This is a genomic window from Citrobacter sp. SX206 (genome assembly GCF_024181025.1).
Classification (GTDB): domain Bacteria; phylum Pseudomonadota; class Gammaproteobacteria; order Enterobacterales; family Enterobacteriaceae; genus Citrobacter; species Citrobacter youngae.
Map to the genome: position 1 here is coordinate 3,070,240 of NZ_CP049738.1, position 23,645 is coordinate 3,093,884.

At 52.9% G+C, this 23,645-nt stretch carries 20 protein-coding genes; 9 read left to right on the plus strand and 11 right to left on the minus strand.

Annotated elements, in window-relative coordinates; all coding sequences use genetic code 11:
* Position 1: 1 nt before the first annotated feature.
* The 5 genes from gsiC to G8S19_RS15060 all read right to left on the minus strand — a co-directional run bounded on the left by gsiC (position 2) and on the right by G8S19_RS15060 (position 6,340).
* Positions 2 to 922 (minus strand): glutathione ABC transporter permease GsiC, encoded by a 921-nt coding sequence (gene gsiC / locus G8S19_RS15040; RefSeq protein WP_048212175.1) that lies wholly within the window; start codon positions 920 to 922, stop codon positions 2 to 4.
* 46 nt (positions 923 to 968) lie between these two features.
* Complete coding sequence (gsiB, locus tag G8S19_RS15045) at positions 969 to 2,507, minus strand: glutathione ABC transporter substrate-binding protein GsiB (protein WP_115643659.1); 1,539 nt, start codon at positions 2,505 to 2,507, stop codon at positions 969 to 971.
* 28 nt (positions 2,508 to 2,535) lie between these two features.
* Positions 2,536 to 4,407, minus strand: a complete 1,872-nt coding sequence (gsiA, locus tag G8S19_RS15050; protein ID WP_199969296.1) for a glutathione ABC transporter ATP-binding protein GsiA — start codon at positions 4,405 to 4,407, stop codon at positions 2,536 to 2,538.
* On the minus strand, positions 4,394 to 5,359 hold the full coding sequence (gene iaaA / locus G8S19_RS15055) for a beta-aspartyl-peptidase (protein ID WP_061067598.1): 966 nt from the start codon (positions 5,357 to 5,359) through the stop codon (positions 4,394 to 4,396). Before iaaA ends, gsiA begins: the two co-directional genes overlap by 14 nt.
* Positions 5,360 to 5,551: 192 nt before the next feature.
* Entirely contained in the window at positions 5,552 to 6,340 is a 789-nt protein-coding gene (locus G8S19_RS15060; protein ID WP_253685466.1) for an aminoglycoside adenylyltransferase family protein, read from the minus strand.
* Between the two features lie 175 nt (positions 6,341 to 6,515).
* Here G8S19_RS15060 and moeA point away from each other — a divergent pair, with 175 nt between their 5' ends.
* Both moeA and moeB read left to right on the plus strand, forming a co-directional pair.
* Positions 6,516 to 7,751, plus strand: a complete 1,236-nt coding sequence (gene moeA / locus G8S19_RS15065; RefSeq protein WP_253685468.1) for a molybdopterin molybdotransferase MoeA — start codon at positions 6,516 to 6,518, stop codon at positions 7,749 to 7,751.
* Positions 7,751 to 8,500 carry a molybdopterin-synthase adenylyltransferase MoeB gene (gene moeB / locus G8S19_RS15070; RefSeq protein WP_061067595.1) on the plus strand — a complete coding sequence of 250 codons (750 nt, stop codon included), beginning with the start codon at positions 7,751 to 7,753 and terminating at the stop codon, positions 8,498 to 8,500. The genes moeA and moeB overlap by 1 nt, the downstream gene beginning before the upstream one ends.
* A gap of 86 nt (positions 8,501 to 8,586) precedes the next feature.
* On the opposite strand, the gene fsa is transcribed toward moeB, so the two are convergent.
* Complete coding sequence (fsa, locus tag G8S19_RS15075) at positions 8,587 to 9,249, minus strand: fructose-6-phosphate aldolase (RefSeq protein WP_199969300.1); 663 nt, start codon at positions 9,247 to 9,249, stop codon at positions 8,587 to 8,589.
* Between the two features lie 132 nt (positions 9,250 to 9,381).
* Between fsa and G8S19_RS15080 the strand changes: the two genes are divergently transcribed.
* The 4 genes from G8S19_RS15080 (at position 9,382) to G8S19_RS15095 (ending at position 15,115) form a co-directional block, all read left to right on the plus strand.
* Complete coding sequence (locus G8S19_RS15080) at positions 9,382 to 10,281, plus strand: glycyl-radical enzyme activating protein (RefSeq protein WP_253685470.1); 900 nt, start codon at positions 9,382 to 9,384, stop codon at positions 10,279 to 10,281.
* 5 nt (positions 10,282 to 10,286) lie between these two features.
* On the plus strand, positions 10,287 to 12,719 hold the full coding sequence (locus G8S19_RS15085) for a glycyl radical protein (RefSeq protein WP_115602329.1): 2,433 nt from the start codon (positions 10,287 to 10,289) through the stop codon (positions 12,717 to 12,719).
* Between the two features lie 169 nt (positions 12,720 to 12,888).
* Positions 12,889 to 13,704: a Cof-type HAD-IIB family hydrolase gene (locus G8S19_RS15090; RefSeq protein WP_253685472.1), complete on the plus strand. Its 816-nt coding sequence runs from the start codon at positions 12,889 to 12,891 to the stop codon at positions 13,702 to 13,704.
* Between the two features lie 148 nt (positions 13,705 to 13,852).
* Entirely contained in the window at positions 13,853 to 15,115 is a 1,263-nt protein-coding gene (locus tag G8S19_RS15095; RefSeq protein ID WP_121584402.1) for a DUF1479 domain-containing protein, read from the plus strand.
* Between the two features lie 68 nt (positions 15,116 to 15,183).
* On the opposite strand, the gene G8S19_RS15100 is transcribed toward G8S19_RS15095, so the two are convergent.
* Positions 15,184 to 16,038 carry a hypothetical protein gene (locus G8S19_RS15100; protein ID WP_061067591.1) on the minus strand — a complete coding sequence of 285 codons (855 nt, stop codon included), beginning with the start codon at positions 16,036 to 16,038 and terminating at the stop codon, positions 15,184 to 15,186.
* A 101-nt stretch (positions 16,039 to 16,139) separates the two neighbouring features.
* The gene (locus G8S19_RS15105) at positions 16,140 to 17,732 is read right to left on the minus strand and encodes an ABC-F family ATPase (RefSeq protein WP_253685474.1); all 1,593 of its coding nucleotides are present in this window, start codon (positions 17,730 to 17,732) and stop codon (positions 16,140 to 16,142) included.
* Between the two features lie 233 nt (positions 17,733 to 17,965).
* Here G8S19_RS15105 and ldtB point away from each other — a divergent pair, with 233 nt between their 5' ends.
* A complete protein-coding gene (ldtB, locus tag G8S19_RS15110) occupies positions 17,966 to 18,886 on the plus strand; it encodes a L,D-transpeptidase (RefSeq protein WP_003035268.1) in 921 nt (306 codons plus the stop codon).
* A 94-nt stretch (positions 18,887 to 18,980) separates the two neighbouring features.
* Here the strand turns inward: ldtB and G8S19_RS15115 are convergent, their stop codons facing one another.
* Positions 18,981 to 20,090, minus strand: a complete 1,110-nt coding sequence (locus G8S19_RS15115) for an anion transporter (RefSeq protein ID WP_253685476.1) — start codon at positions 20,088 to 20,090, stop codon at positions 18,981 to 18,983.
* The gene (gene mntR, locus G8S19_RS15120; protein WP_003831586.1) at positions 20,087 to 20,560 is read right to left on the minus strand and encodes a manganese-binding transcriptional regulator MntR; all 474 of its coding nucleotides are present in this window, start codon (positions 20,558 to 20,560) and stop codon (positions 20,087 to 20,089) included. Before mntR ends, G8S19_RS15115 begins: the two co-directional genes overlap by 4 nt.
* Positions 20,561 to 20,746: 186 nt before the next feature.
* Here mntR and mntS point away from each other — a divergent pair, with 186 nt between their 5' ends.
* Together mntS and G8S19_RS15130 are read left to right on the plus strand one after the other, a co-directional pair.
* On the plus strand, positions 20,747 to 20,875 hold the full coding sequence (gene mntS / locus G8S19_RS15125; RefSeq protein WP_061067589.1) for a manganase accumulation protein MntS: 129 nt from the start codon (positions 20,747 to 20,749) through the stop codon (positions 20,873 to 20,875).
* 275 nt (positions 20,876 to 21,150) lie between these two features.
* Positions 21,151 to 22,737 (plus strand): phosphoethanolamine transferase, encoded by a 1,587-nt coding sequence (locus G8S19_RS15130; RefSeq protein ID WP_061067588.1) that lies wholly within the window; start codon positions 21,151 to 21,153, stop codon positions 22,735 to 22,737.
* A 65-nt stretch (positions 22,738 to 22,802) separates the two neighbouring features.
* On the opposite strand, the gene ompX is transcribed toward G8S19_RS15130, so the two are convergent.
* Complete coding sequence (ompX, locus tag G8S19_RS15135; protein WP_048212190.1) at positions 22,803 to 23,318, minus strand: outer membrane protein OmpX; 516 nt, start codon at positions 23,316 to 23,318, stop codon at positions 22,803 to 22,805.
* Between the last annotated feature and the right edge of the window lie 327 nt (positions 23,319 to 23,645).

A 23,645-nucleotide genomic window follows, 5' to 3' on the forward strand; every position in this document is an offset into this window, starting at 1 on the left:
CTTACTTGTACCTGATAGCTGGGTTAATGGCGGCGTAAAGCACATCCACCACTAAGTTGATAAGAATAAACTCCAGAGAAAACAACAGCACCTCGGCCTGGATCACCGGGTAGTCGCGCATTTCAACTGAGTCGACCAACAATCGCCCAAGACCAGGCCAGTTGAACACCTTCTCAACCACAATAGAACCGCCCAACAAAAAGCCAAACTGCAGCCCCATCATGGTGACCACCGGGATCATCGCATTACGCAAGCCATGTTTTAATACCACCCAGGTTTCACTCACCCCTTTGGCCCGCGCGGTACGCATATAGTCTTCACTGAGCACATCGACGAACGATGCGCGAGTAAACCGGGCTAACACCGCGGCCACCGCCGCACCCAGCGTAATTGACGGAAGGATATAGTGCAGCCAGGTGTCAGCGCCAACGGTGGGCAACCAGCCAAGCTCAACGGAGAATATCTGCATGAGCAGCATGCCAAGCGCAAAGGCCGGGAAAGAGATCCCGGTTACTGCCAGCGTCATACTCAACCTGTCAGGCCAGCGGTTGCGCCAAACGGCGGCAATGATCCCCGCCGTCATACCAAACAAAACCGCCCACGCCATACTGGCGATCGTCAGCCATAGCGACGGCATAAAACGACTGGCTATCTCTTCTGAAACCGGACGACGAGAAACCATCGAGGTCCCGAAGTCACCTTGCAACACGTTGGTCATGTAGTGCCAGAACTGAATATGCAGCGGCTGGTCCAGACCCAACTGCGTACGCACCAGTTCAATCACCTCGGCGTCGGCTTCCGGTCCGGCAATCAGCCGCGCCGGATCGCCGGGTAGCAGGTGAACAAATAAAAATACCAGCACCGCCACAATTAACAGCGTCGGAATCAACCCCAGCAGGCGCTTGAAAACATAGTTGAGCATCAGACTCCCTTCGCCGGCCCCGTCCATGCAGGGCCGAATGAATAGCTTATTTCAAATCCGCGTCATCAAAACTAAACCCGGTGTCGGGCATGATCCAGAATCCGGTCAAATTCGTACTGTGCGCCGAGATCAGTTTCTCCACCACCAGCGGGATCCACGGCGACTCTTTCCAGATGATATCCTGCGCGTCCTTGTACAGCTTCGCTTTCTGCGCCGGATCGTTGGTTTGCAAGGCCGCCGCTAAATCACTGTCCACCTGCTTATTGCTGTAGAACGCGGTATTAAACAAGGTTGGCGGCCAGTTCTGTGACGCAAACAGCGGCGACAACGCCCAGTCCGCTTCGCCTGTAGACGCCGACCAGCCGGTGTAGAACATCCGTACCCCGCTTTCTTTCTGCGCCTTACCCTCGACTTCCGCCGCCCGCTGCCCGGCATCCATCGCCGTCACCTGAGCCTTCACGCCCACCTGCGCCAGTTGCTGCTGGGTAAATTGCAGCACTTTCTGCGCGGTGCTGTGGTTATGGGATGACCACAGCGTGGTGGTAAAGCCGTTGGGATAACCCGCTTCTTTCAGCAATTGGCGTGCTTTTGCCGGATCGTAAGGCCACGGCGTGTAGCTTTGCGCATAGGCTATTGATGGCGGAAGAACGCCCGTTGCCGGCGTGGCGTAACCGGCAAAAGCCACTTTCACCAGCGCCTGACGGTTGATGGCATAATTCAACGCCTCGCGCACCTTCGGATTATCGAACGGTTTTTGCGTGACGTTCATGCTGATATAACGCTGCATAATAGACGGGCTGGCGACCAGTTCCAGGTTTTTATTCTTCGCCAGTAACGCCGCCTGCTCGTACGGAATAGGGAAAGCAAACTGCGCTTCCCCGGTTTGCAGCATTGCCGCACGCGTGTTGTTGTCCGTTACCGGACGCCAGGTAATCGTATCCAGCTTTGGCAACCCCTGCTGCCAGTAGCCCGCGAACTTCTTAACTTTGACAAAGTCGGTCTGATTCCAGGTTTCAAGCTGGTACGGCCCCGTCCCTACCGGATGAAAGCCTATCTCTTTCCCGTATTTCTCCAGCGCAGCCGGAGATATCATCGCCGTAGCCGGATGCGCCAGAATATTGATAAAGGCAGAGAATGGCTGCTTCAGCGTAATCTTCACTGTAGCAGGATCAACCACCTCGGTTTTATCGATATTCTTATACAGGTTATAGCGTTTAAGGTGGTTTTCCGGATTACTGGCGCGATCAAGGTTGGCTTTTACCGCAGCCGCATTGAAGTCAGTCCCATCCTGAAACTTCACGCCCTGTCGCAGTTTAACGGTGTACGTCAGGCCATCATCAGAAACGGTATAGCTTTCCGCCAACACATTTTTCAGCTTCATCTCTTTATCAAGGCCGAACAGCCCCTGATAAAACGACTTCGCTACCGCCTGCGACAACGTGTCGTTCGCGTCATAGGGGTCGAGCGTGGTGAAATTAGACCCTACAGCAACCACCACATCTTTGGCGGCCCAGCCAGGCGATGCGGCCAGCGCAGAGGCCACTCCCACAGCAACCAGCCATTTCCGAGCAACAATTTTTGTCATGTTATTCTCCTTAAACCCTGCCTGCCTGTCATAAACGCGAAAGCGCACTTTCCGCTGGCACGCGCGCAACGTAATGCCCCGGTTCCACTAACTGTAGTGAAACCGGGGGGATCTCTTCACCGCGTTTGCGGATATTACTGGGGATATCATCCGACAACAGCACGCGCTGTGGTCTTTGATGCGATGGATCGGCAACCGGGACTGCCGCCATAAGTTTTCGCGTGTAGGGATGCTGTGGATTTTCAAACACCGCCCGTCGGGTGCCGATCTCAACAATCTGCCCCAGGTACATCACCGCCACGCGGTGACTAATACGCTCCACCACCGCCATATCGTGGGAAATAAACAGGTACGCAATACCCATTTCCCGCTGTAGGTCGAGCAACAGATTAATAATTTGCCCGCGAATCGAGACATCCAGTGCCGAGACGGACTCATCGGCAATAATCACTTTAGGATTGAGCGCCAACGCCCGGGCTATACAGATACGCTGACGCTGACCACCGGAAAATTCGTGCGGATAGCGCCAGGCGTGCTCAGGTAGCAACCCGACACGCTCGAGCAACCATGCGACCCGTTTTGTCGCCGCATCGCCTTGCAACAAACCGTGCACCCGCAGTGGCTCTAAGATGGAATATCCCACCGTCTGTCGGGGGTCGAGCGACGCATAAGGGTCCTGGAAGATAAACTGGATATCCCGACGCAGCGGCTGCAACTTGCTGGCGGCCAGGGTATCAATGCGTTGTCCCTTGAAGAAAATCTCCCCGCGCAGGGACTCCACCAGACGCAACAATGCCCGCCCGGTCGTTGATTTACCACACCCCGACTCGCCTACCAGTGAAAGCGTTTCGCCGGGCCAGAGATCAAAACTGACGTTTTCCACCGCATGCACCTCACGGGTCACGCGATTAAGGATGCCGCTACGCAGGGGAAAACGTGTCACCAGGTTGCGAACCCGCAGAATCGGCTCTCCCTCAACTACCGTGTCCTGCTCGGTTTGAGGTTCAACATGATGAGGATCGTGCAGAGAAATAAGCGGGAAGCGTCGCGGAAGGTCATGCCCGCGCATCTCCCCAAGTTGCGGCACTGCTGCCAACAGCGCTTGAGTGTAAGGATGCTGCGGAGCATGAAAAATCTGCTCAACGCTGCCCGTTTCGACCGCTTCACCCTGGTACATCACCAGCACCCGGTCAGCGATATCTGCCACCACGCCCATATCGTGGGTGATAAAAATAACGCCCATCGACATCTCTTGCTGCAGCACTTTTATCAGTTGCAGGATCTGTGCCTGAATCGTGACGTCCAGCGCGGTGGTCGGCTCATCAGCAATCAACACCGCAGGGCGACACGACAGCGCCATGGCAATCATCACACGCTGGCGCATGCCGCCGGAAAGCTGGTGCGGATAACGCGATAAAATCGCCTTCGCCTCGGGGATACGCACCTGATCGAGCATTCGCTTCGCTTCTACCATCGCCTCTTCGTGACTGGTACCCTGGTGCAAGCGGATAGACTCGGCAATTTGCTCGCCGACGGTAAACACCGGGTTAAGCGATGTCATCGGCTCCTGGAAAATCATCGCGATATCCGCGCCACGCACATGGCGCATCTGGGCTGCGCTCTGCTCGCCGAGTTCAATCACCTGCCGATTACGCCGCCGTAGCAGCATCGCATCACAGCTTACCTCGCCGCCCGCCTGTTCAATCAGACGCATCAGCGACAAGGCCGTTACCGATTTTCCGGAACCGGATTCGCCAACAATCGCCAGCGTTTCGCCACGCTTCAGGAGAAATGACAGATTGCGCACAGCGCTAACGCGTTGCTGCTCCTGTTCAAAGGCAATATTCAGGTTGCTGACGGACAGCACATCACGGGCATCAAGCTCATCACTGTGTGGCAACGGTATCTCCTTTTTCCCGATAAATACCAGTGGTGGGCGTGTCGCCTGCGTATCCCCAGGCGCGGTACATGCCTTCGCTGTTAAACGGCAAAGCCACATTCCCTTCATGATCGATAGCAATTAATCCACCGCTGCCGCCCAGCGCCGGTAATTTTTCCATCACCACGCGTTCACACGCCTCTGATAAACTCAGGCCGCCATAATCCATCAATGCCGCAATGTCATAGGCCGCCAGCGCGCGAATAAAAACTTCACCTGTTCCGGTGCAGGAGACGGCCACACTTGCGTTATTGGCATAACAGCCTGCGCCGACCAGCGGACTATCCCCCACCCGACCCGGTAATTTGTTGGTCATCCCGCCAGTCGATGTTGCTGCCGCCAGATTGCCAAACATATCCAGCGCAACCGCACCCACGGTACCCATTTTATTGTTTTCATCCAGCGGGGTCGCACTGTGATCCAGCACCGTTTCACCCGCAGCTTGCGCCGCCAGCAGCTGTGCATAGCGTTCTGGCGTCGAGAAAATATCCGCCGAAACGCGCTCCATACCCTGGGCAATGGCAAAATTTTCTGCCCCTTCACCAATCATCATGACGTGGGGGCTGTGTTCCATCACCAGGCGCGCCGCGAGGATCGGGTTGCGCAGATGACTGACTCCGGCGACAGCACCCGCTTGCAGGGTATTACCATCCATGACGCAGGCATCCAGTTCATGGGTTTCATCACGGGTATACACAGCACCAATTCCGGCGTTAAACAGAGGGCACTCTTCCAGTAGGCGCACAGCCTCAGTGACAACATCCAGTGCGCTTCGGCCCGCTTCTAGCATACGTTGACCGGTTTCAACGATATCTGACAGCGCCTGTATATAACGCAACTCCTGCTCCTGGCTTAGCTCTGCGCGGGTTATTGCCCCAGCGCCGCCGTGAATTGCAATGACTGCTTTGCCCATTTTTTTCATCCATTAAGGTGGCAGGTAACGGGGTTATAAATATCAGAATTTCTGTGAGTTATTGATTCGATTTTTGAATATAGAAAGATGCAGACGTCATGTAAAGGTAAAGGCCCGCCCCTCACACTTCTTCGCATCAGGTCATGCAGCAGTGTTCAACAAACAGGAGATTCCCCGACGTTATTGAATAAATTAATTCAACCGATCGGTAATCTGTTTTTTTGCATAAAACACAAAGCGTTCAACAGACGGCATACATGCGGCCCAGTTCTCTTTGGTTAACCCCAGATATTCCGCACGCGCAGCCTGCAACGTGGCGGCATGTTCAGTGGGCAATTGCGGTATCAGCCAGTACGCAGCCTCATCTTTAGCGACAATATTGCCCGTAATCGCGCTATACCAGATGCGTGCCAGAGCAAGGATAATATTCCGCTCGTCCCCTTCTAAATCGGCCGGTTTCTGCCACATATCAAGGATATGTCGAAATGTTTGTACGATATCGCTAAAAGGGATGACATTGAATAATCTCTCAGCGGGTTCACCGAACAACGGTACGCTGGCACGCCGGGCCTGGGTCAGCAGAATGGAAAGGTCGGGATCCACCTGCGCCGGTTCATACACACCAGCGCAGATATCTTCACGCAACCATTCACCAAACTGCATCTCTCTCGCCGGTGGAAATCGCCACGGTACAATCTGCGAGAACAGTACAACGGTCACTTCCAGCGCACGATACCGCACGCAGACGCCGGGAGGCGCAGAAATAGCCAGCAAATCCTGCATCAATTTTTTTCTTTGCTGCATATCCAGCGGTTGCCTGATGGTAACCAGTAAATCGATGTCGCTTTGGGGTTTTAATCCCCCTTCAACAGCAGATCCATACAAATGAATGGCAACGAGATTCCCCTCAAAAATCTGGCGGATGAGCGCACTGGCGGCATCCACCTGGCGTCGAATGGCGTCCGGGATATTATGAGTCATTTAGCCCCCAGGGAAAAAAGCAGAAACATTGAGTTTATACGGCATTTTTCCTGTCGCGCTATCCTCTGGCAGAAAACCGTTATCAGATCCGATCCTAAGCCTGAGGTGGCATACTGTCCGCGTCCATTTTCTGACATAATAACCGGATTCGATTTTGCCCCGCAGGAGTCTTCACATGGAATTTACCGCCGGACTGATGCCGCTTGAAACGGCTCTCTCTCAGATGCTTTCGCGTATTACCCCACTCACCGCCGTCGAAACGCTGCCCCTGGTTCAATGCTTTGGTCGTATTCTGGCGACCGACATCGTCTCCCCGATTGATGTCCCTGGATTCGATAACTCTGCAATGGATGGTTATGCGGTGCGTTTGGCCGATCTGCAATCCGGCCAGCCGCTCTCCGTTGCAGGTAAAGCCTTTGCCGGTCAGCCTTTCCATGGCGAGTGGCCTGCGGGAACCTGCATCCGTATTATGACCGGTGCCCCGGTTCCTGTCGGTTGCGAAGCGGTAGTGATGCAGGAGCAAACGGAACAAACTGACGACGGTGTGCGTTTTACCGCCGACGTCCGCAGCGGACAAAATATTCGTCTGCGCGGTGAAGATATTGCCAACGGCGCGGTGGTATTTCCCGCCGGGACTCGCCTGACCACCGCCGAGCTTCCCGTGCTGGCTTCGCTCGGTATTGCCGATGTCCCCGTCGTGCGCAAAGTCCGCGTGGCGTTGTTCTCCACCGGTGATGAACTGCAACTGCCGGGTCAGCCGCTGGGCGACGGACAGATTTATGATACTAACCGTCTGACCGTACATCTGATGCTGCAGCAGTTGGGCTGCGAGGTGATCAACTTAGGGATTATTCGTGACGATCCCAACGCGCTGCGCGCCGCGTTTATCGAAGCCGACAGCCAGGCCGACGTCGTTATCAGTTCCGGTGGTGTTTCTGTTGGCGAAGCGGATTACACCAAAACCATTCTGGAAGAACTGGGAGAAATTGCCTTCTGGAAATTGGCCATCAAACCCGGTAAACCGTTCGCCTTTGGCAAACTGAGCAACAGCTGGTTTTGCGGCCTGCCGGGTAACCCGGTGTCAGCGGCCCTCACCTTTTATCAACTGGTCCAACCGCTACTGGCGAAACTCAGCGGTAACACCGCCTGCGGACTGCCGCCACGCCAGCGCGTGCGCACCGCATCACGTCTGAAGAAAACGCCTGGCCGTCTGGATTTTCAGCGCGGTGTATTACAGCGTACCGCAGAAGGCGAACTGGAAGTCACCACTACCGGACATCAGGGCTCGCATATTTTTAGCTCCTTTAGCCTGGGCAACTGTTTTATCGTGCTGGAACGCGACCGTGGTAACGTCGAAGCCGGAGAATGGGTTGAGGTCGAGCCGTTTAACGCACTGTTTGGAGGCCTGTAATGGCAGAACTCAGCGACCAGGAGATGATGCGCTATAACCGGCAAATCATTCTGCGCGGCTTCGATTTCGAAGGTCAGGAAGCGCTCAAGGAGGCGCGGGTACTGGTCGTTGGTCTGGGAGGGCTAGGATGCGCGGCAACTCAGTATCTGGCGGGCGCGGGCATCGGACATTTAACCCTGCTCGACTTTGACACGGTCTCTGTGTCGAATCTCCAGCGTCAGACGCTGCACAGCGATGCGACCGTTGGACAGCCGAAAGTGCTCTCCGCCCGCGACGCCCTGGCGCGAATCAACCCCTATATCGCCATTACGCCAGTGAATGCGCTGCTGGACGAGAGCGAGATTCACTCGCTTATCGCCGAACACGATTTGGTGCTGGACTGTACGGATAACGTCAGCATCCGCAATCAGCTGAATGCAGGATGCTTTGCCGCCGGGGTTCCGCTGGTTTCCGGTGCGGCAATTCGCATGGAAGGGCAAATTACCGTCTTTACGTATCAGGAAGGCGAGCCCTGCTACCGTTGCCTGAGCCGTCTGTTCGGTGAAAACGCCCTGACCTGCGTCGAGGCAGGCGTGATGGCCCCGCTAATCGGCGTGATCGGATCGTTACAGGCGATGGAAGCCATTAAGCTGCTGGCAAGCTACGGTAAACCGGCGTCTGGAAAAATCGTCATGTACGACGCCATGACCTGCCAGTTTCGCGAAATGAAGCTGATGCGTAATCCGGGGTGCGAGGTTTGTAGTCGGTAAAAAAGTCGGGTGGCGGCTTCGCCTTACCCGACCTACAACGGCTCGAACGTAGGCCGGGTAAGCGTTAGCGCCACCCGGCAACAGCATCAGATCGACGTGCGACCAAATGCGCTCTGCCAGTCGTGCTCAAACTTCGCCACGGCAGCATCAACGGCTGGAGAGCTAATCATCTGCTGAGCGACATCCAGCGGCAGCGTGATGGACTCACAGCCGACCAGCAGGCAATCCAGCGCCTGACGCGGCGTTTTGAAACTGGCTGCCAGCACTTTGGCGTGCGGGGCATGCATTTTCAATAAGGCCTGCAGATCGGTCACCGTCTGAATGCCGTCGCCCCCCTGAGCGTCCACGCGGTTAACGTATGGCGCAACATATTCGGCGCCAGCCAGCGCAGCTAAAAGTCCCTGAGCAGCACTGTAAACCGCGGTCCCCAGCGTCGGGATGCCCTCTTCTTTCAGCAATTTAATTGCTGCCAGCCCCTCTGCCGTGACCGGCACTTTCACGACGATATCCGCGATGATTGCCCGCAGTTTACGCGCATCGCTGACCATCCCTTCGGCGGTGGTCGCCATTACCTGTGCAAACAGGCGGCCTTGCCCACCCATCGCGTCCTGCAATTGCGGCAGTAACACGTCCAGCGTCTGCTTACCTGCCGCCACAATGCTTGGGTTAGTGGTCACCCCTGCCAACGGAAAAACACGCGCCAGCGCTTTTACCGCGGCAACATCAGACGTATCTAAATAGAGTTCCATCACCTTTCCTCAAACGAATAATTAGCATGAATAAAAGGTAGCACAGCGAAACCTCGCGGTTAGTTGACACACGTCAATATAACTTTCATTCGAAAGTAATTTAATCTTTATACGAAAGAAAAGAGGCCGCTTATGATTTTCAATATCCAGCGCTATTCCACGCATGATGGTCCAGGTATCCGCACCGTGGTGTTCCTTAAGGGATGCTCACTGGGTTGTCGGTGGTGCCAGAATCCGGAAAGCCGCGCCCGTACGCAGGATCTGCTCTATGACGCACGCCTGTGCCTTGATGGTTGCGATCTTTGTGCTCAGGCAGCACCCGAAGTAATTGAGCGGGCACTAAGCGGTTTGCTGATTCATCGCGAAAAACTGACCGATGATGCTCTGACGGCGCTGACCCACTGCTGCCCTACCCTGGCGCTGACCGTCTGTGGAGAGGTAAAAAGCGTGGACGAAATCATGGCGACCGTATTGCGGGATAAACCGTTTTACGACCGCAGCGGAGGGGGACTCACGCTTTCCGGCGGCGAACCGTTTATGCAGCCAGAGCTGGCGGCTGAATTGTTCCATGCCAGCCACGAAGCAGGCATTCATACGGCAGTAGAAACCTGTTTGCATGTTCCCTGGAAGTATATTGAGCCGTCATTACCCTACGTTGATCTGTTCCTGGCCGATTTAAAGCATGTCGCCGACGCGCCGTTTAAACAGTGGACCGATGGCAGCGCCTCTCGCGTGCTGGAAAACCTGAAAAAACTGGCCGCCGCCGGTAAAAAAATAATTATCCGCGTCCCGCTGATTCAGGGATTCAACGCTGACGAAGCAGCTATTCAGGCCATTACCGATTTTGCCGCCGACGAACTCCACGTCGGAGAGATCCATTTTTTGCCCTACCACACGCTGGGCATCAACAAGTACAACTTACTCAATCAACCCTACAACGCCCCGGATAAACCGCTTGATGCGCCTGCGCTGCTCAAATTTGCCCAGCAGTACGCCAGCCTTAAAGGTTTAACCGCGACCCTACGAGGATAATCGCCATGACTACTCTGAAACTGGACACACTCAGCGATCGTATCAAAGCGCATAAAACGGCCCTGATCCACATCGTGAAACCGCCGGTTTGTACCGAGCGCGCCCAGCACTATACCGAGATGTACCAACAGCATCTGGATAAACCCATCCCGGTACGCCGTGCGCTGGCACTGGCTCATCACCTGGCGGAACGCACTATCTGGATCAAGCATGACGAGTTGATCATCGGTAACCAGGCAAGCGAAGTACGCGCCGCGCCAATCTTCCCGGAATACACCGTCTCCTGGATTGAAAAAGAGATCGATGATCTCGCCGACAGGCCCGGTGCAGGCTTCGCGGTTAGCGAAGAGAACAAGCGCGTATTGCATGAGGTGTGCCCATGGTGGCGCGGTCAGACCGTACAGGACCGCTGCTACGGCATGTTTACCGACGAACAAAAAGGGCTGCTGGAAACCGGCATTATCAAAGCTGAAGGTAATATGACCTCCGGCGACGCACACCTGGCGGTGAACTTCCCGCTGCTGCTGGAAAAAGGTCTCGACGGTCTGCGCCACAAAGTCGATGAACGTCGTTCCCGCATTAATCTGACTTGTCTGGAAGACCTCCATGGCGATCAGTTCCTGAAAGCGATTGATATCGTGCTGGAGGCCGTCAGCCTGCACATTGAGCGCTTTGCCGCGCTGGCGCGTAAAATGGCGTCCACAGAAACGCGCGCCAGCCGCCGTGATGAACTGCTGACCATGGCGGAAAACTGCGATGTCATCGCCCATGAGCCGCCAAAAACGTTCTGGCAGGCGCTGCAGTTGTGCTACTTCATCCAGTTGATCCTGCAAATTGAATCGAACGGTCACTCCGTATCGTTTGGCCGCATGGATCAGTACCTCTATCCGTTCTACCGTCGTGATGTAGAACTAAACCAGAGTCTCGATCGTGAGCACGCCATTGAGCTGTTGCACAGCTGCTGGCTGAAATTGCTGGAAGTAAACAAAATTCGCTCTGGCTCCCACTCGAAAGCCTCAGCAGGCAGCCCGCTGTATCAGAACGTGACCATCGGTGGCCAGAACCTGGTCAACGGTCAGGCGATAGATGCCGTCAACCCGCTCTCCTATGCCATTCTGGAATCCTGTGGCCGACTGCGCTCTACCCAGCCGAACCTCAGCGTGCGTTATCATGCGGGGATGAGTAATGACTTCCTTGACGCCTGCGTGCAGGTGATCCGCTGCGGCTTCGGGATGCCAGCCTTTAACAACGATGAAATCGTCATTCCGGAATTCATTAAGCTGGGCATTGAACCGCAGGACGCCTATGACTACGCAGCTATTGGTTGCATCGAAACCGCTGTTGGCGGGAAATGGGGCTACCGTTGCACCGGCATGAGCTTTATTAACTTTGCCCGCGTGATGCTGGCGGCGCTGGAAGGCGGACGCGATGCCACCAGCGGCAAAGTATTCCTGCCGCAGGAAAAAGCGCTTTCAGTCGGCAACTTTAATAATTTCGATGAAGTGATGGAGGCCTGGGATACGCAGATCCGCTACTACACGCGCAAATCCATCGAAATAGAGTATGTCGTCGACACCATGCTGGAAGAAAACGTACACGATATTCTGTGCTCTGCGCTGGTAGATGATTGTATTGAGCGCGCGAAGAGCATTAAGCAAGGCGGCGCGAAGTATGACTGGGTATCCGGTCTGCAGGTGGGTATCGCCAACCTCGGCAACAGCCTGGCAGCAGTGAAGAAACTGGTCTTTGAACAGGGCGCTATCGGTCAACAACAACTGGCCGCCGCGCTGGCTGATGATTTTGATGGTCTGACCCACGAGCAGTTGCGTCAACGCCTGATCAACGGCGCGCCAAAGTACGGCAACGATGACGATAGCGTTGATACGCTGCTGGCTCGCGCTTATCAGACCTACATTGACGAACTTAAGCAGTATCACAACCCGCGTTACGGCCGTGGTCCGGTTGGCGGCAACTACTATGCCGGGACCTCGTCTATCTCCGCAAACGTACCATTCGGCGCGGCAACGATGGCAACGCCGGATGGCCGTAAAGCGCATACTCCGCTGGCAGAAGGCGCCAGCCCGGCCTCCGGTACGGACCATCTCGGCCCAACGGCGGTAATTGGCTCTGTAGGTAAACTGCCTACCGGCTCAATCCTCGGCGGCGTACTGTTAAACCAGAAGCTGAACCCGGCCACGCTGGAAAATGAGTCTGATAAACAAAAGCTGATGATTCTGCTGCGTACCTTCTTTGAAGAGCACAAAGGCTGGCATATTCAGTACAACATCGTTTCTCGTGAAACGCTGCTGGAAGCCAAAAAACACCCGGATCAGTACCGTGACCTGGTGGTGCGTGTCGCGGGTTATTCCGCCTTCTTCACCGCGCTGTCTCCGGATGCGCAGGACGATATCATCGCGCGCACTGAACATATGCTGTAACCCCCTCCCGCCTGGTGGCACTGTGCTTACCGGGCCTACATACTCTCCCTTTAGCCGGGTAAGGCGAAGCTGCCACCCGGCCTTTTACTTTCATTCGAAATTAAATTTGTGCTACAGGTCACATTGTTATTAGAATGTTTCTGGTTGCAGTTATAAGCCAGGAGCATATATGACCATCAACGTTATCGTCACCGATATGGACGGAACGTTTCTCGACGACGCCAAGCAATACGATCGCGAACGCTTTATGGCGCAGTACCAGGAACTGAAAAAAAGAGACATTGAATTTGTCGTGGCCAGCGGCAATCAGTACTACCAGCTTATCTCCTTCTTCCCCGAGCTGAAAAATGAGATCTCCTTTGTTGCCGAAAATGGAGCATTGGTATTCGAACATGGTAAGCAACTGTTTCACGGCGAGCTGACCCGCCACGAATCCCGCATTGTCATTGGCGAACTGCTCAAAGATAAGCAGCTCAACTTTGTGGCCTGTGGACTGCAAAGCGCCTACGTGAGCGAAAATGCCCCAGAGTCCTTTGTCGCGTTGATGGCAAAACACTACCATCGCCTGAAACCCGTAAAGGATTACCAGGATATCGACGATGTGCTGTTCAAGTTCTCGCTGAATTTACCTGACCAACAGATCCCATTAGTTATCGATCACCTTCATTCTGCTCTCGACGGCATTATGAAGCCCGTCACCAGCGGCTTTGGGTTTATCGACCTGATCATTCCCGGCTTACATAAAGCCAACGGGATCAGCCGTCTGTTAAAACGCTGGAACCTGTCACCACAAAACGTGGTCGCCATTGGCGACAGCGGCAACGACGCGGAAATGTTGAAAATGGCGCACTACTCTTTCGCCATGGCTAATGCAGCCGAGAACATCAAATTTATTGCCCGCTATCAGACCAACGATAATAACCATCAAGGCGCGCTGAACGTGATTCAGGCGGTGCTGGATAACACTTCGCCTTTTAACGCCTGATCCTGCCAACCGGAGTACCTGCTCCGGTTCTCACCGTTTTTGCATTCCGTGCACACCATCAAGTTTTTAAACTTGCATTAACTTATCTTTAACTTATATTGCACTTGTAAGTTAGATAAGTTTCAAATGAAAGTTATGCGAGGTGGTTATGGCTTTTACTTTTACCAGCGACACATTGCCCGCCGATCACAAAGCGGCAATCCGTCAGATGAAACAGCAACTGCGGGTACAGCTTGGGGATGTTCAGTTGGTCTTCAATCAGCTGAGCGATGCCATTGCCACCCGCGTGGCGGAAATCAACGCCCTCAAAGCGCAAGGCTCCCCGGTATGGCCGGTGTTGTCCTATACGGATATCAAAGCGGGTCGCGTGAGTGCAGAGCAGCGTGAAGAAATTAAGCGTCGCGGATGCGCGGTCATTAAGGGGCATTTCCCCCGCGAACAGGCGCTGGCATGGGATCAGTCGATGCTTGATTACCTGGATCGCAACCATTTTGATGACGTCTACAAAGGGCCAGGCGATAACTTCTTCGGCACCCTGAGCGCATCGCGACCTGAAATCTACCCCATTTACTGGTCCCAGGCGCAGATGCAGGCCCGCCAGAGTGAAGAAATGGCCAATGCACAGTCGTTCCTCAATCGTCTTTGGACATTTTCAAGCGAAGGTAAACAATGGTTTAACCCGGATGTCAGCGTTATCTACCCTGACCGTATACGCCGCCGTCCGCCGGGAACCACCTCCAAAGGGCTGGGCGCGCACACGGATTCCGGCGCGCTGGAACGCTGGCTGCTGCCTGCGTATCAGCGGGTATTTGCTCATGTTTTCAATGGTAAACTGGACGATTACGATCCATGGCAGGCTGCGCATCGCACCGAAGTAGAAGAGTACACGGTGGATAACACCACCAAATGTTCAGTCTTCCGTACCTTCCAGGGTTGGACAGCGCTGTCCGATATGCTGCCAGGTCAGGGATTGTTGCACGTGGTCCCTATTCCAGAAGCGATGGCATATGTGCTGTTACGCCCATTGCTTAACGATGTGCCGGAAGATGAACTGTGCGGCGTCGCGCCCGGCAGAGTCCTGCCGATTTCCGCGCAATGGCATCCGCTGCTGATTGAAGCGCTAACCAGCATTCCACAGCTGGAAGCCGGAGACTCAGTGTGGTGGCATTGTGATGTCATTCACGCCGTCGCGCCGGTAGAAAATCAACAGGGTTGGGGCAACGTGATGTACATCCCTGCCGCACCGATGTGCGAAAAGAATCTGGCCTACGCTCACAAAGTGAAAGCCGCGCTGGAAAAAGGCGCGTCGCCGGGTGATTTCCCGCGCGAGGATTATGAGACGAACTGGGAAGGACGCTTCACGCTGGAGGATTTGAATATCCACGGTAAACGCGCGCTGGGGATGGAATAATCCTTCCCCTTTCATCGCTTTTAAAATAGTCCGGTTTTCTTCATTATATGATAAAAACCGGGTGTTTTTTATTCTACTGAAATTGCTGCCAGTTTCCATTTATCCTTTTCTTTGAGCATAGTAACGTTAATCTCGCCAGACTCTCCGTTTTTAAACTCTACGCTTCCAGACAAAGAACCAACATCATTTACTACATTGAAACTATCGAAACTGTATTCACTAATATCATCAAAATGAACAGACTCGGTTACAAGCTTAAAATCCTCGCTGTTCATTTTTCTTTGCAAAGAAGAAGAGCTTGCCTGATAAGCCTGAATATATTTTCCATCACGGAGCAAATCTATCTCTGTTCGCGCAGCATCCTTCAAATCACCCATCGTGGAAAAAAGGAAAGTGCCAAGGCCGATAAAAATAATCAGTGCGGCAATCACCGCTCCCGCAATAACAAATTTCCTTTTCTTCTTGTCTGCTAACAGACCACGAACCTGCCATCCCGCATCACGAACAATATCAAAAATAGGATCGGTAATTTCCGTTGATACAAATTTATAGCCATCAATTTTACCGAAGCTACCATCTTCTTTTTTACCCCAGGATCCCCCAGCAGAAAACTCAAGGCGTTTCCCGATCTGGACAGATTTGCTTAATCTGAACCCACCCAAATCTGCATCCCACTCCACATCGGTCGTTTTTTCACGATAAGTAATTTGCTTTTTGCTTTCATTGAAAAACAGTCTTAACTCATATTGTTTTTGCAATCCGTATTGACTGAAATAATCTATCCACTCAGCATCTTCGATATTCCAGGATGCAACAATATCATCACCATCTTCACGTAAAATGAAAGGATGCTCGTTGCTGTTGTTTAAATTTAGTAAGTTTAATTTAAGATTGGCTAAAGAGAGTGGTTCCATCTGACTCATTTTCTTTCCTTGCGTAGGTCGTTATGGAAAGTATCTTAGCCACAATTGTGGCTAAGATTAATCAGTAGAACTTTTTTTCAGAAAAGTGCGGGGAGAGAGACTTATTCGACGCCTTTACTACGCAGGTAATCTTCGTAGTTGCCGGTGAAGTCGATCACGCGTTCCGGCGTAATTTCAATCACGCGGGTTGCCAGCGAACTGACGAACTCACGGTCGTGAGAAACAAAGATCAGCGTGCCCTGGTACATTTCCAGCGCCATGTTCAGCGACTCGATAGATTCCATATCCAGGTGGTTGGTTGGTTCATCCATCACCAGAATATTCGGTTTCTGCATCATCAGCTTACCGAACAGCATGCGTCCTTTTTCACCACCGGAGAGCACTTTTGCAGGCTTCTTGATATCGTCCTGGCTGAACAGCAGACGACCGAGGAAGCTGCGCACAACCTGCTCATCGTCGCCTTCTTGTTTCCACTGGCTCATCCATTCGAAAACGGTCAGATCGTTTTCAAACTCGTATTCATGATCCTGCGCGTAGTAACCCACCTGGGCGTTTTCAGACCACTTCACGGTACCGTTGTCCGGCTGCACATCGCCAACCAGTGTTTTCAGCATGGTGGATTTACCCACGCCGTTGGCACCAATGATGGCAACCTTCTCCCCTACTTCCAGCAGCAGGTTGAAGTTTTTAAACAGCGGACCTTCATCAAAACCTTTCGCCAGCGCTTCCACTTCCAGCGCGTTACGGAACAGTTTCTTATCCTGTTCGAAGCGGATGAACGGGTTCTGACGGCTGGACGCTTTCACTTCGTCGAGCTTGATCTTATCAATCTGGCGCGCACGAGAGGTCGCCTGACGAGATTTAGACGCGTTGGCGCTAAAGCGGCTGACGAAGGATTGCAGATCGGCAATCTGCGCTTTCTTCTTGGCGTTATCGGCCAGCAGACGTTCACGCGCCTGAGTTGCCGCCGTCATGTATTCGTCGTAGTTACCTGGATAAACACGCAGTTCGCCGTAGTCCAGATCCGCCATGTGCGTACAGACCATGTTCAGGAAGTGACGGTCGTGCGAAATGATGATCATGGTGCTGTCACGCTCGTTGAGTGTCTGCTCCAGCCAGCGAATGGTGTCGATATCCAGGTTGTTGGTTGGTTCGTCGAGCAGCAGAATGTCCGGGTTAGAGAACAGCGCCTGTGCCAGAAGCACACGCAGTTTCCAGCCGGGCGCGACTTCGCTCATCGGGCCGTAATGCTGCTCTACCGGAATACCGACGCCCAGCAGCAGTTCACCCGCACGCGCTTCCGCAGAGTAGCCGTCCATTTCGCCGTACTGAACTTCAAGGTCAGCCACTTTATAGCCGTCTTCTTCGCTCATCTCGGCCAGAGCGTAGATACGGTCGCGCTCCTGCTTCACTTCCCACAGTTCAGCGTGCCCCATAATTACTGTGTCGAGAACAGTGAACTCTTCAAAGGCGAATTGATCCTGACGCAGCTTACCGATGCGCTCATTCGGATCGAGAGAAACGTTGCCCAGCGTCGGTTCGAGGTCGCCGCCGAGAATTTTCATAAAGGTGGATTTACCGCTACCGTTCGCGCCAATCAGGCCGTAACGATTGCCGCCGCCAAATTTGACGGAAATATTTTCAAACAGCGGCTTACTGCCGAACTGCATAGTGACGTTGCTGGAAACTAACACTGGCGTATCCTGAAAGAGAAAGAAATATGTGACAAACCGCTTATTATGCCATAACTCTGCAATAAGATCGCGCCGTTCATGCAGCACAGATAAAGTGAAAGCAAAAGGAAAAAAATGTGATTTAGTACACATCCGAATTCCTTGTTGCTCAGAATGCACATATAATGCCTGCCCAACACTACATAAATCTCAACCCACTAGCCTGCCTGGCACTGAATCTCGCATACATGAACATGAATATGAAATTAACAACGCTTTTCGCGGCGGCACTCGCAATAGTTGGTTTTTGTAACACCGCTTCTGCCGTCACGTACCCGCTGCCTACCGATGGCAGCCGTTTGATTGGCCAGAACCAGGTCATCACGATTCCTGAAGGCAACACCCAACCGCTGGAATATTTTGCGGCGGAGTATCAGATGGGTCTGTCTAACATGCTGGAAGCTAACCCGGGCGTGGATACCTTCCTGCCGAAAGGCGGCACCGTGCTGAACATTCCTCAGCAGCTGATCCTGCCGGATACCGTGCATGAAGGTATTGTGATTAACAGCGCCGAAATGCGTCTGTACTACTACCCGAAAGGTACTAACACCGTCATCGTTCTGCCTATCGGTATCGGCCAGTTAGGTAAAGACACCCCTATCAACTGGACCACCAAAGTTGAACGTAAGAAAGCGGGTCCAACCTGGACGCCAACCGCGAAAATGCATGCGGAATACCGCGCTGCGGGCGAACCGCTGCCAGCAGTTGTTCCGGCAGGTCCGGATAACCCGATGGGTCTGTACGCGCTGTATATCGGTCGCCTGTACGCCATCCACGGCACCAATGCTAACTTCGGCGTCGGCTTACGCGTCAGCCACGGCTGCGTGCGTCTGCGTAACGATGACATCAAGTTCCTGTTTGAAAATGTGCCGGTCGGTACTCGCGTCCAGTTTATCGATGAGCCGGTAAAAGCCACTACCGAACCAGACGGCAGCCGTTACATCGAGGTACATAACCCGCTGTCTACGACTGAAGCACAGTTTGAAGGCGGGGAAATCGTACCAATTACGCTGAATAAGAGCATTACCAGCATCACCGGTCAGTCTGACGTTGATCAGGCCGTCGTTGAGCAGGCGGTACAGAACCGTTCTGGTATGCCGGTTCGTCTGAACTAATCGGCTATACATGCCCGATGGCGCTACGCTTATCGGGCCTACCAGCACTGTAGGCCGGATTAGGCGCCAGCCGCCATCCGGCACACCACATCAATTACATCATCAACAGCAAGCCATATCCCACCAACGCCGCCCATATCAGCATCGGCACCGAATACAGATGAAAACGCCACCAGATGCGTCGGTCATTTGCCATGCGTAAAGCAATCAGATTCGCCAGCGACCCCGGCAACAGGCCAAACCCTCCGATATTAACTGCCCAGGCCAACAATAGCGTCGGCGGAACATAGTTGAGCAACAAAATCGTGCTGGGAACGTTACTGATAAACTGCGACAAGCCGATTGCCGTCAACCACAGCCCCGGTGCTGAAAGCGTGCCAATCTGACTGGTTATTCCGTGTAACACCGGCAACTGCGTCAGCAAATGCACATCAATAAACATCGCCATAAACACTAACAGCAACGTCCAGTCAACGCTGAGGATCACACGGCGAGCCAGCACCATGAACCCCGCGGCGACGATCGCCAGGCCCCACAACTCTTGTTTTAACTCCAGTGCCGCCAGGAAGATGATATACAACGCCAGACAGCTCCACACCAGACGCGGTTGCCAGTCAGGTGCGGACGTACCGGTGTGATAATGCAATGCTTTATTCGGGAAACTGAACCAGCACAGCACCACCAGCGTCAGCATCATGGTCCCGGCAAGCGGCGCCATTTGCGAGGTAAACGCGGCAAATGACAAGCCAGAACGCCCCCACATCAGAATGTTTTGCGGGTTACCTATTGGCGTGAGCAACGATCCGGCGTTAACCGCCAGCGCTTCAAAGATAATCAGGCGATTCACCGGAATAGCGCACAATTTTTTCAGGGTGATCGTCAGCGGAACAACAATAAACAGCGCCACATCATTGGTCAGAAACGTCGACAGCAGCGCCGCCGCCAGCACCATAAATATCGCCAGTTGGCGTTCTGTGTTGAAGCGGCGGGTCATCTTGCGCCCTAACACATCAAAATAGCCGCTGAGCTCCACGCCTTTGGTCAGTAACATCAGGCCGCTAAGCGTAATAATCGTGTGCCAGTCAATGGCCCCCGGCCATAAGCGGGGCGCAAATGGCGTGAACAGGCTCAGTGCAACCCCAACAATGATTAACAGCTGGAAAAAGCGATCGCGCTGCAAGGCTCGTAATAAAGGGAAACTCATTCAGAGCCCGTTCCTTGCTGTTGCGTAAACCGGCTAAAAGCCTCCAGTGTTTCCTTACTGACGTGATGCTCCATTCCTTCCGCATCGCGACGGGCAATTTCCGGGCTGATACCTAACATCAACAGGAAATTCTCCACAATCTGATGACGCTCCCGACTCTCCTGAGCTAATCGCTCACCTTCTGCGGTTAAAAACACGCCCCGCCAGGGGATCATTTCAATCAACCCAACGGAGGCAAGGCGCTTAAGCATTTTGGCAACCGTCGGCTGGGAAACCCCAAGCCGCGCGGCCATATCTACCTGGCGTGCTTCACCCACCTCGATAATGAGATCGGAAATCAGCTCTACGTAGTCATCAATCAGCTCACGGCGATGCGCCTCCCGGACCTGACGAAATCCTTCAACGTGTTCTTCGACATTCACCAATTGCGTCACTTTTTTTGTTGTTGGCATACCTGCGCGACGACTCATTCTGCTTCCTCGTTACTGTGACGCGTTAACGGCATCTGATTAGAGAACGCTCATTGTAAACCAGAGTTGCGTGGGCACAAAAAATTAACGTTTTAGCAATAGCTATATAATATAGCCTGTGCTATATCTGTATATAATAAAGACATCCCTCAAGGACTGATGGGATCGTGAAGTCAGGAGGTTTATATGAATGAATTTAAGAGGTGTATACGCGTGTTTAGCCACTCTCCCTTTAAAGTACGGTTGATGCTGATCTCTATGCTGTGTGACATGATTAACGGCAAACCAGAGCAGGATAAATCCTCAGCAAAATAATGCGGCGTCGCGGTACGCCGCTTCATTTCTTTGCCGTAACCTGATTACGGTGATAGGTTTCGTCCGAATAACCCTTCTTTTTGTCTGTTTTGCAGTTGCCCTCTCAAAACAATTTCTTTGTAGTAGTTGACCTTCTCTTGCACACACTCTATCTTTTCGCAGCCCTGCATATATTGCGGCTCGCGGATGCGGACCCATTCCCTCTTCTCGCTCTCTCAGGCAGGCATGACCCTTTGCGCCAGGGGTAGCACATGGCGTTTTTGTAACAGTGGCATATGAATTTAACCCTCAAAGATTCAATCATTGCTCGCAGCCGGGCGATTAGTCCGTGGACTGGCTTTTACTTTTTACAGTCTTTGCTGATCAACCTCGCGCTGGGCTACCCACTAAGCCTTCTTTATAGCGTTGCCTTTACCTGTGTATTGATGCTGTTGTGGCGTACTGCGCCGCGCGCGCAAAAAGCACTGATTGGCGTCTGTTCGTTGATTGCGGCAATGTATTTTCCGTTTGGCCAGGCTTACGGCTCGCCAAACTTTAATACGTTGTTAGCGCTGCACTCGACCAACATGGAAGAGTCGACCGAAATCCTGACCATCTTCCCCTGGTACAACTACCTGGTTGGCGTGTTTATTTTTGCGCTCGGCGTTATCGCCGTACGGCGTAAAAAAGACGAGCAGAAACGTCGCTGGAACAAGTACGACAGCCTGTGCTTGCTGTTCAGCATCGTTGCATTCTTTGTTACTCCGGTACAAAACCTGGCATGGGGCGGCGTTTTCAAGTTAAAAGATACCGGTTACCCGGTTTTCCGCTTTGCCAAGGACGTTATCGTCAATAACAACGAAGTGCTTGATGAGCAAGAGCGTATGGCGAAGCTGTCGAGCGTCAAAGACAGCTGGACAGTCACCGCCGTGAAGCCGAAGTATCACACCTATGTTGTGGTGATCGGTGAAAGCGCCCGTCGTGATGCGTTAGGCGCGTTTGGCGGTCACTGGGATAACACGCCGTTTTCCAGCACCGTTAATGGCTACATTTTTGCTGATTACATTGCCGCCAGTGGTTCTACGCAAAAATCGCTCGGCTTAACGCTAAATCGGGTCGTCGATAATAAGCCTCAGTTCCAGGATAACTTTGTCACGCTGGCCAACCGCGCTGGGTTCCAGACGTGGTGGTTTTCCAATCAGGGGCAGATCGGTGAATACGATACGGCAATCGCCAGCATTGCGAAGCGAGCAGATGAAGTTCAGTTCCTGAAAAACGGTGATTTCGAAGCGGACAAAAACACCCGTGACGAAGCGCTGTTGAAAATGACCGCCCAGGTGCTGGCCACCGAACGCACCCAGCCGCAACTGATTGTGCTGCATTTAATGGGTTCCCACCCGCAGGCCTGCGACCGTACACAAGGAAAATATGAGACTTTCGTCCAGTCCAAGGAGACCTCCTGTTACCTGTACACCATGACGCAGACGGATGACCTGCTGCGCCAGCTTTACGAGCAGTTGCGTAACAGCGGCAGTAGCTTCTCGATGGTCTATTTCTCCGATCATGGCCTCGCCTTTAAAGAGCGCGGAAAAGAGGTGCAGTACCTGGCGCATGACGACCAGTTCCAACAGAACTTCCAGGTGCCCTTTATGGTACTGTCCAGCGATGATAAAGCGCATCGGGTGATTAAGGCCCGTCGATCCGCCAATGATTTCCTGAGTTTTTTCTCACAGTGGACGGGGATCAGCGCGAAGGAAATTATCAACAGCTACCGCTTTATCTCTGAGAAAAAAGCCGGGCCAGTGTATATCACCAACTTTAAATTGCAGAAGGTGGACTACAACCATTTGGGCACTGATATCTTCGAGACCAAATCTCGTTAACAGCTCATAATTGCAGGCAAAAAAAATCCGCCCCTGGAGGCGGATTTTTTATATCACCGAAGTGATTAGAAGCGGTAACCAACACCCGCGATCCAGGTACCTACGTCAACGCTACGAATACGGCTCTGCTCGTAAGAGAAGTCCAGAGCAACGTTTTCGATCGGGTTGAACTGCACACCGGCACCGTAAGAGAAACCGTAGTCGCTGGTGTCGTGTTTGTCAGCAGGCGTTGCTGCATCCTGGAATTTACCGTAGCCAACACCTACAACACCATAGACGCTTGCCCAGTCATTCAGACGGTAAGCCGGACCTGCAGTGATGCCGTAGTATTGGGTTTTGTTGTAATCGCCAAACGAGTCGGTACGATCTTTTTCAGTGTAAGTGAAGGAACCGATCACGCCCAGCGGGCTGTTGTCCTGCTCGTAACGATACTTCAGGTTGAAACCGTTCATTTTGTTCGCTGCGCCCTGAGCATCGCTCTGAGCGTAACCACCAGTAACGGTAGAAGTAGCAGCTACAGCGGTACCTGCGGAGAAAGCCAGAACAGCGGCCAGTGCTGAAAGACATGCAATTTTTTTCATAACCACCTCAAATGTGCTTCAAGTAAATCTTAAGTTTTAAATATACCAAAAACTGATGGGAAACTCTTTGCGATTCGCGATGTCTAACGAAGCTTTTCATGTAACAGAACGTTTCATAAACCCGCTATCTCTTTCAATTAACATCACTTTTCTAATGATTTATGCCATTATTGCGCGCACAACACGGCACATTCATCCAGATGATTCCTAATCGCGCAGATTATTAATCCATCGTTTTCATGCCATTGTACGGATCTCAGTAATTTTTTTTTCAACGAATACTCAACCAGCCGAGCGTATTTCCATTACACTCGCTGTTTTACTTTT

What these genes read in the sequence shown, in the direction of transcription:
- G8S19_RS15085 (WP_115602329.1), top strand. Translation starts at nt 10,287, where the DNA reads ATGACTACTCTGAAACTGGACACACTCAGCGATCGTATCAAAGCGCAT.
- fsa (WP_199969300.1), bottom strand. Translation starts at nt 9,249, where the DNA reads ATGGAACTCTATTTAGATACGTCTGATGTTGCCGCGGTAAAAGCGCTG.
- ldtB (WP_003035268.1), top strand. Translation starts at nt 17,966, where the DNA reads ATGAATATGAAATTAACAACGCTTTTCGCGGCGGCACTCGCAATAGTT.
- G8S19_RS15080 (WP_253685470.1), top strand. Translation starts at nt 9,382, where the DNA reads ATGATTTTCAATATCCAGCGCTATTCCACGCATGATGGTCCAGGTATC.
- gsiC (WP_048212175.1), bottom strand. Translation starts at nt 922, where the DNA reads ATGCTCAACTATGTTTTCAAGCGCCTGCTGGGGTTGATTCCGACGCTG.
- mntR (WP_003831586.1), bottom strand. Translation starts at nt 20,560, where the DNA reads ATGAGTCGTCGCGCAGGTATGCCAACAACAAAAAAAGTGACGCAATTG.
- moeB (WP_061067595.1), top strand. Translation starts at nt 7,751, where the DNA reads ATGGCAGAACTCAGCGACCAGGAGATGATGCGCTATAACCGGCAAATC.
- G8S19_RS15095 (WP_121584402.1), top strand. Translation starts at nt 13,853, where the DNA reads ATGGCTTTTACTTTTACCAGCGACACATTGCCCGCCGATCACAAAGCG.
- gsiB (WP_115643659.1), bottom strand. Translation starts at nt 2,507, where the DNA reads ATGACAAAAATTGTTGCTCGGAAATGGCTGGTTGCTGTGGGAGTGGCC.
- G8S19_RS15115 (WP_253685476.1), bottom strand. Translation starts at nt 20,090, where the DNA reads ATGAGTTTCCCTTTATTACGAGCCTTGCAGCGCGATCGCTTTTTCCAG.
- ompX (WP_048212190.1), bottom strand. Translation starts at nt 23,318, where the DNA reads ATGAAAAAAATTGCATGTCTTTCAGCACTGGCCGCTGTTCTGGCTTTC.
- G8S19_RS15060 (WP_253685466.1), bottom strand. Translation starts at nt 6,340, where the DNA reads ATGACTCATAATATCCCGGACGCCATTCGACGCCAGGTGGATGCCGCC.
- moeA (WP_253685468.1), top strand. Translation starts at nt 6,516, where the DNA reads ATGGAATTTACCGCCGGACTGATGCCGCTTGAAACGGCTCTCTCTCAG.
- G8S19_RS15100 (WP_061067591.1), bottom strand. Translation starts at nt 16,038, where the DNA reads ATGAGTCAGATGGAACCACTCTCTTTAGCCAATCTTAAATTAAACTTA.
- G8S19_RS15130 (WP_061067588.1), top strand. Translation starts at nt 21,151, where the DNA reads ATGAATTTAACCCTCAAAGATTCAATCATTGCTCGCAGCCGGGCGATT.
- iaaA (WP_061067598.1), bottom strand. Translation starts at nt 5,359, where the DNA reads ATGGGCAAAGCAGTCATTGCAATTCACGGCGGCGCTGGGGCAATAACC.
- mntS (WP_061067589.1), top strand. Translation starts at nt 20,747, where the DNA reads ATGAATGAATTTAAGAGGTGTATACGCGTGTTTAGCCACTCTCCCTTT.
- G8S19_RS15090 (WP_253685472.1), top strand. Translation starts at nt 12,889, where the DNA reads ATGACCATCAACGTTATCGTCACCGATATGGACGGAACGTTTCTCGAC.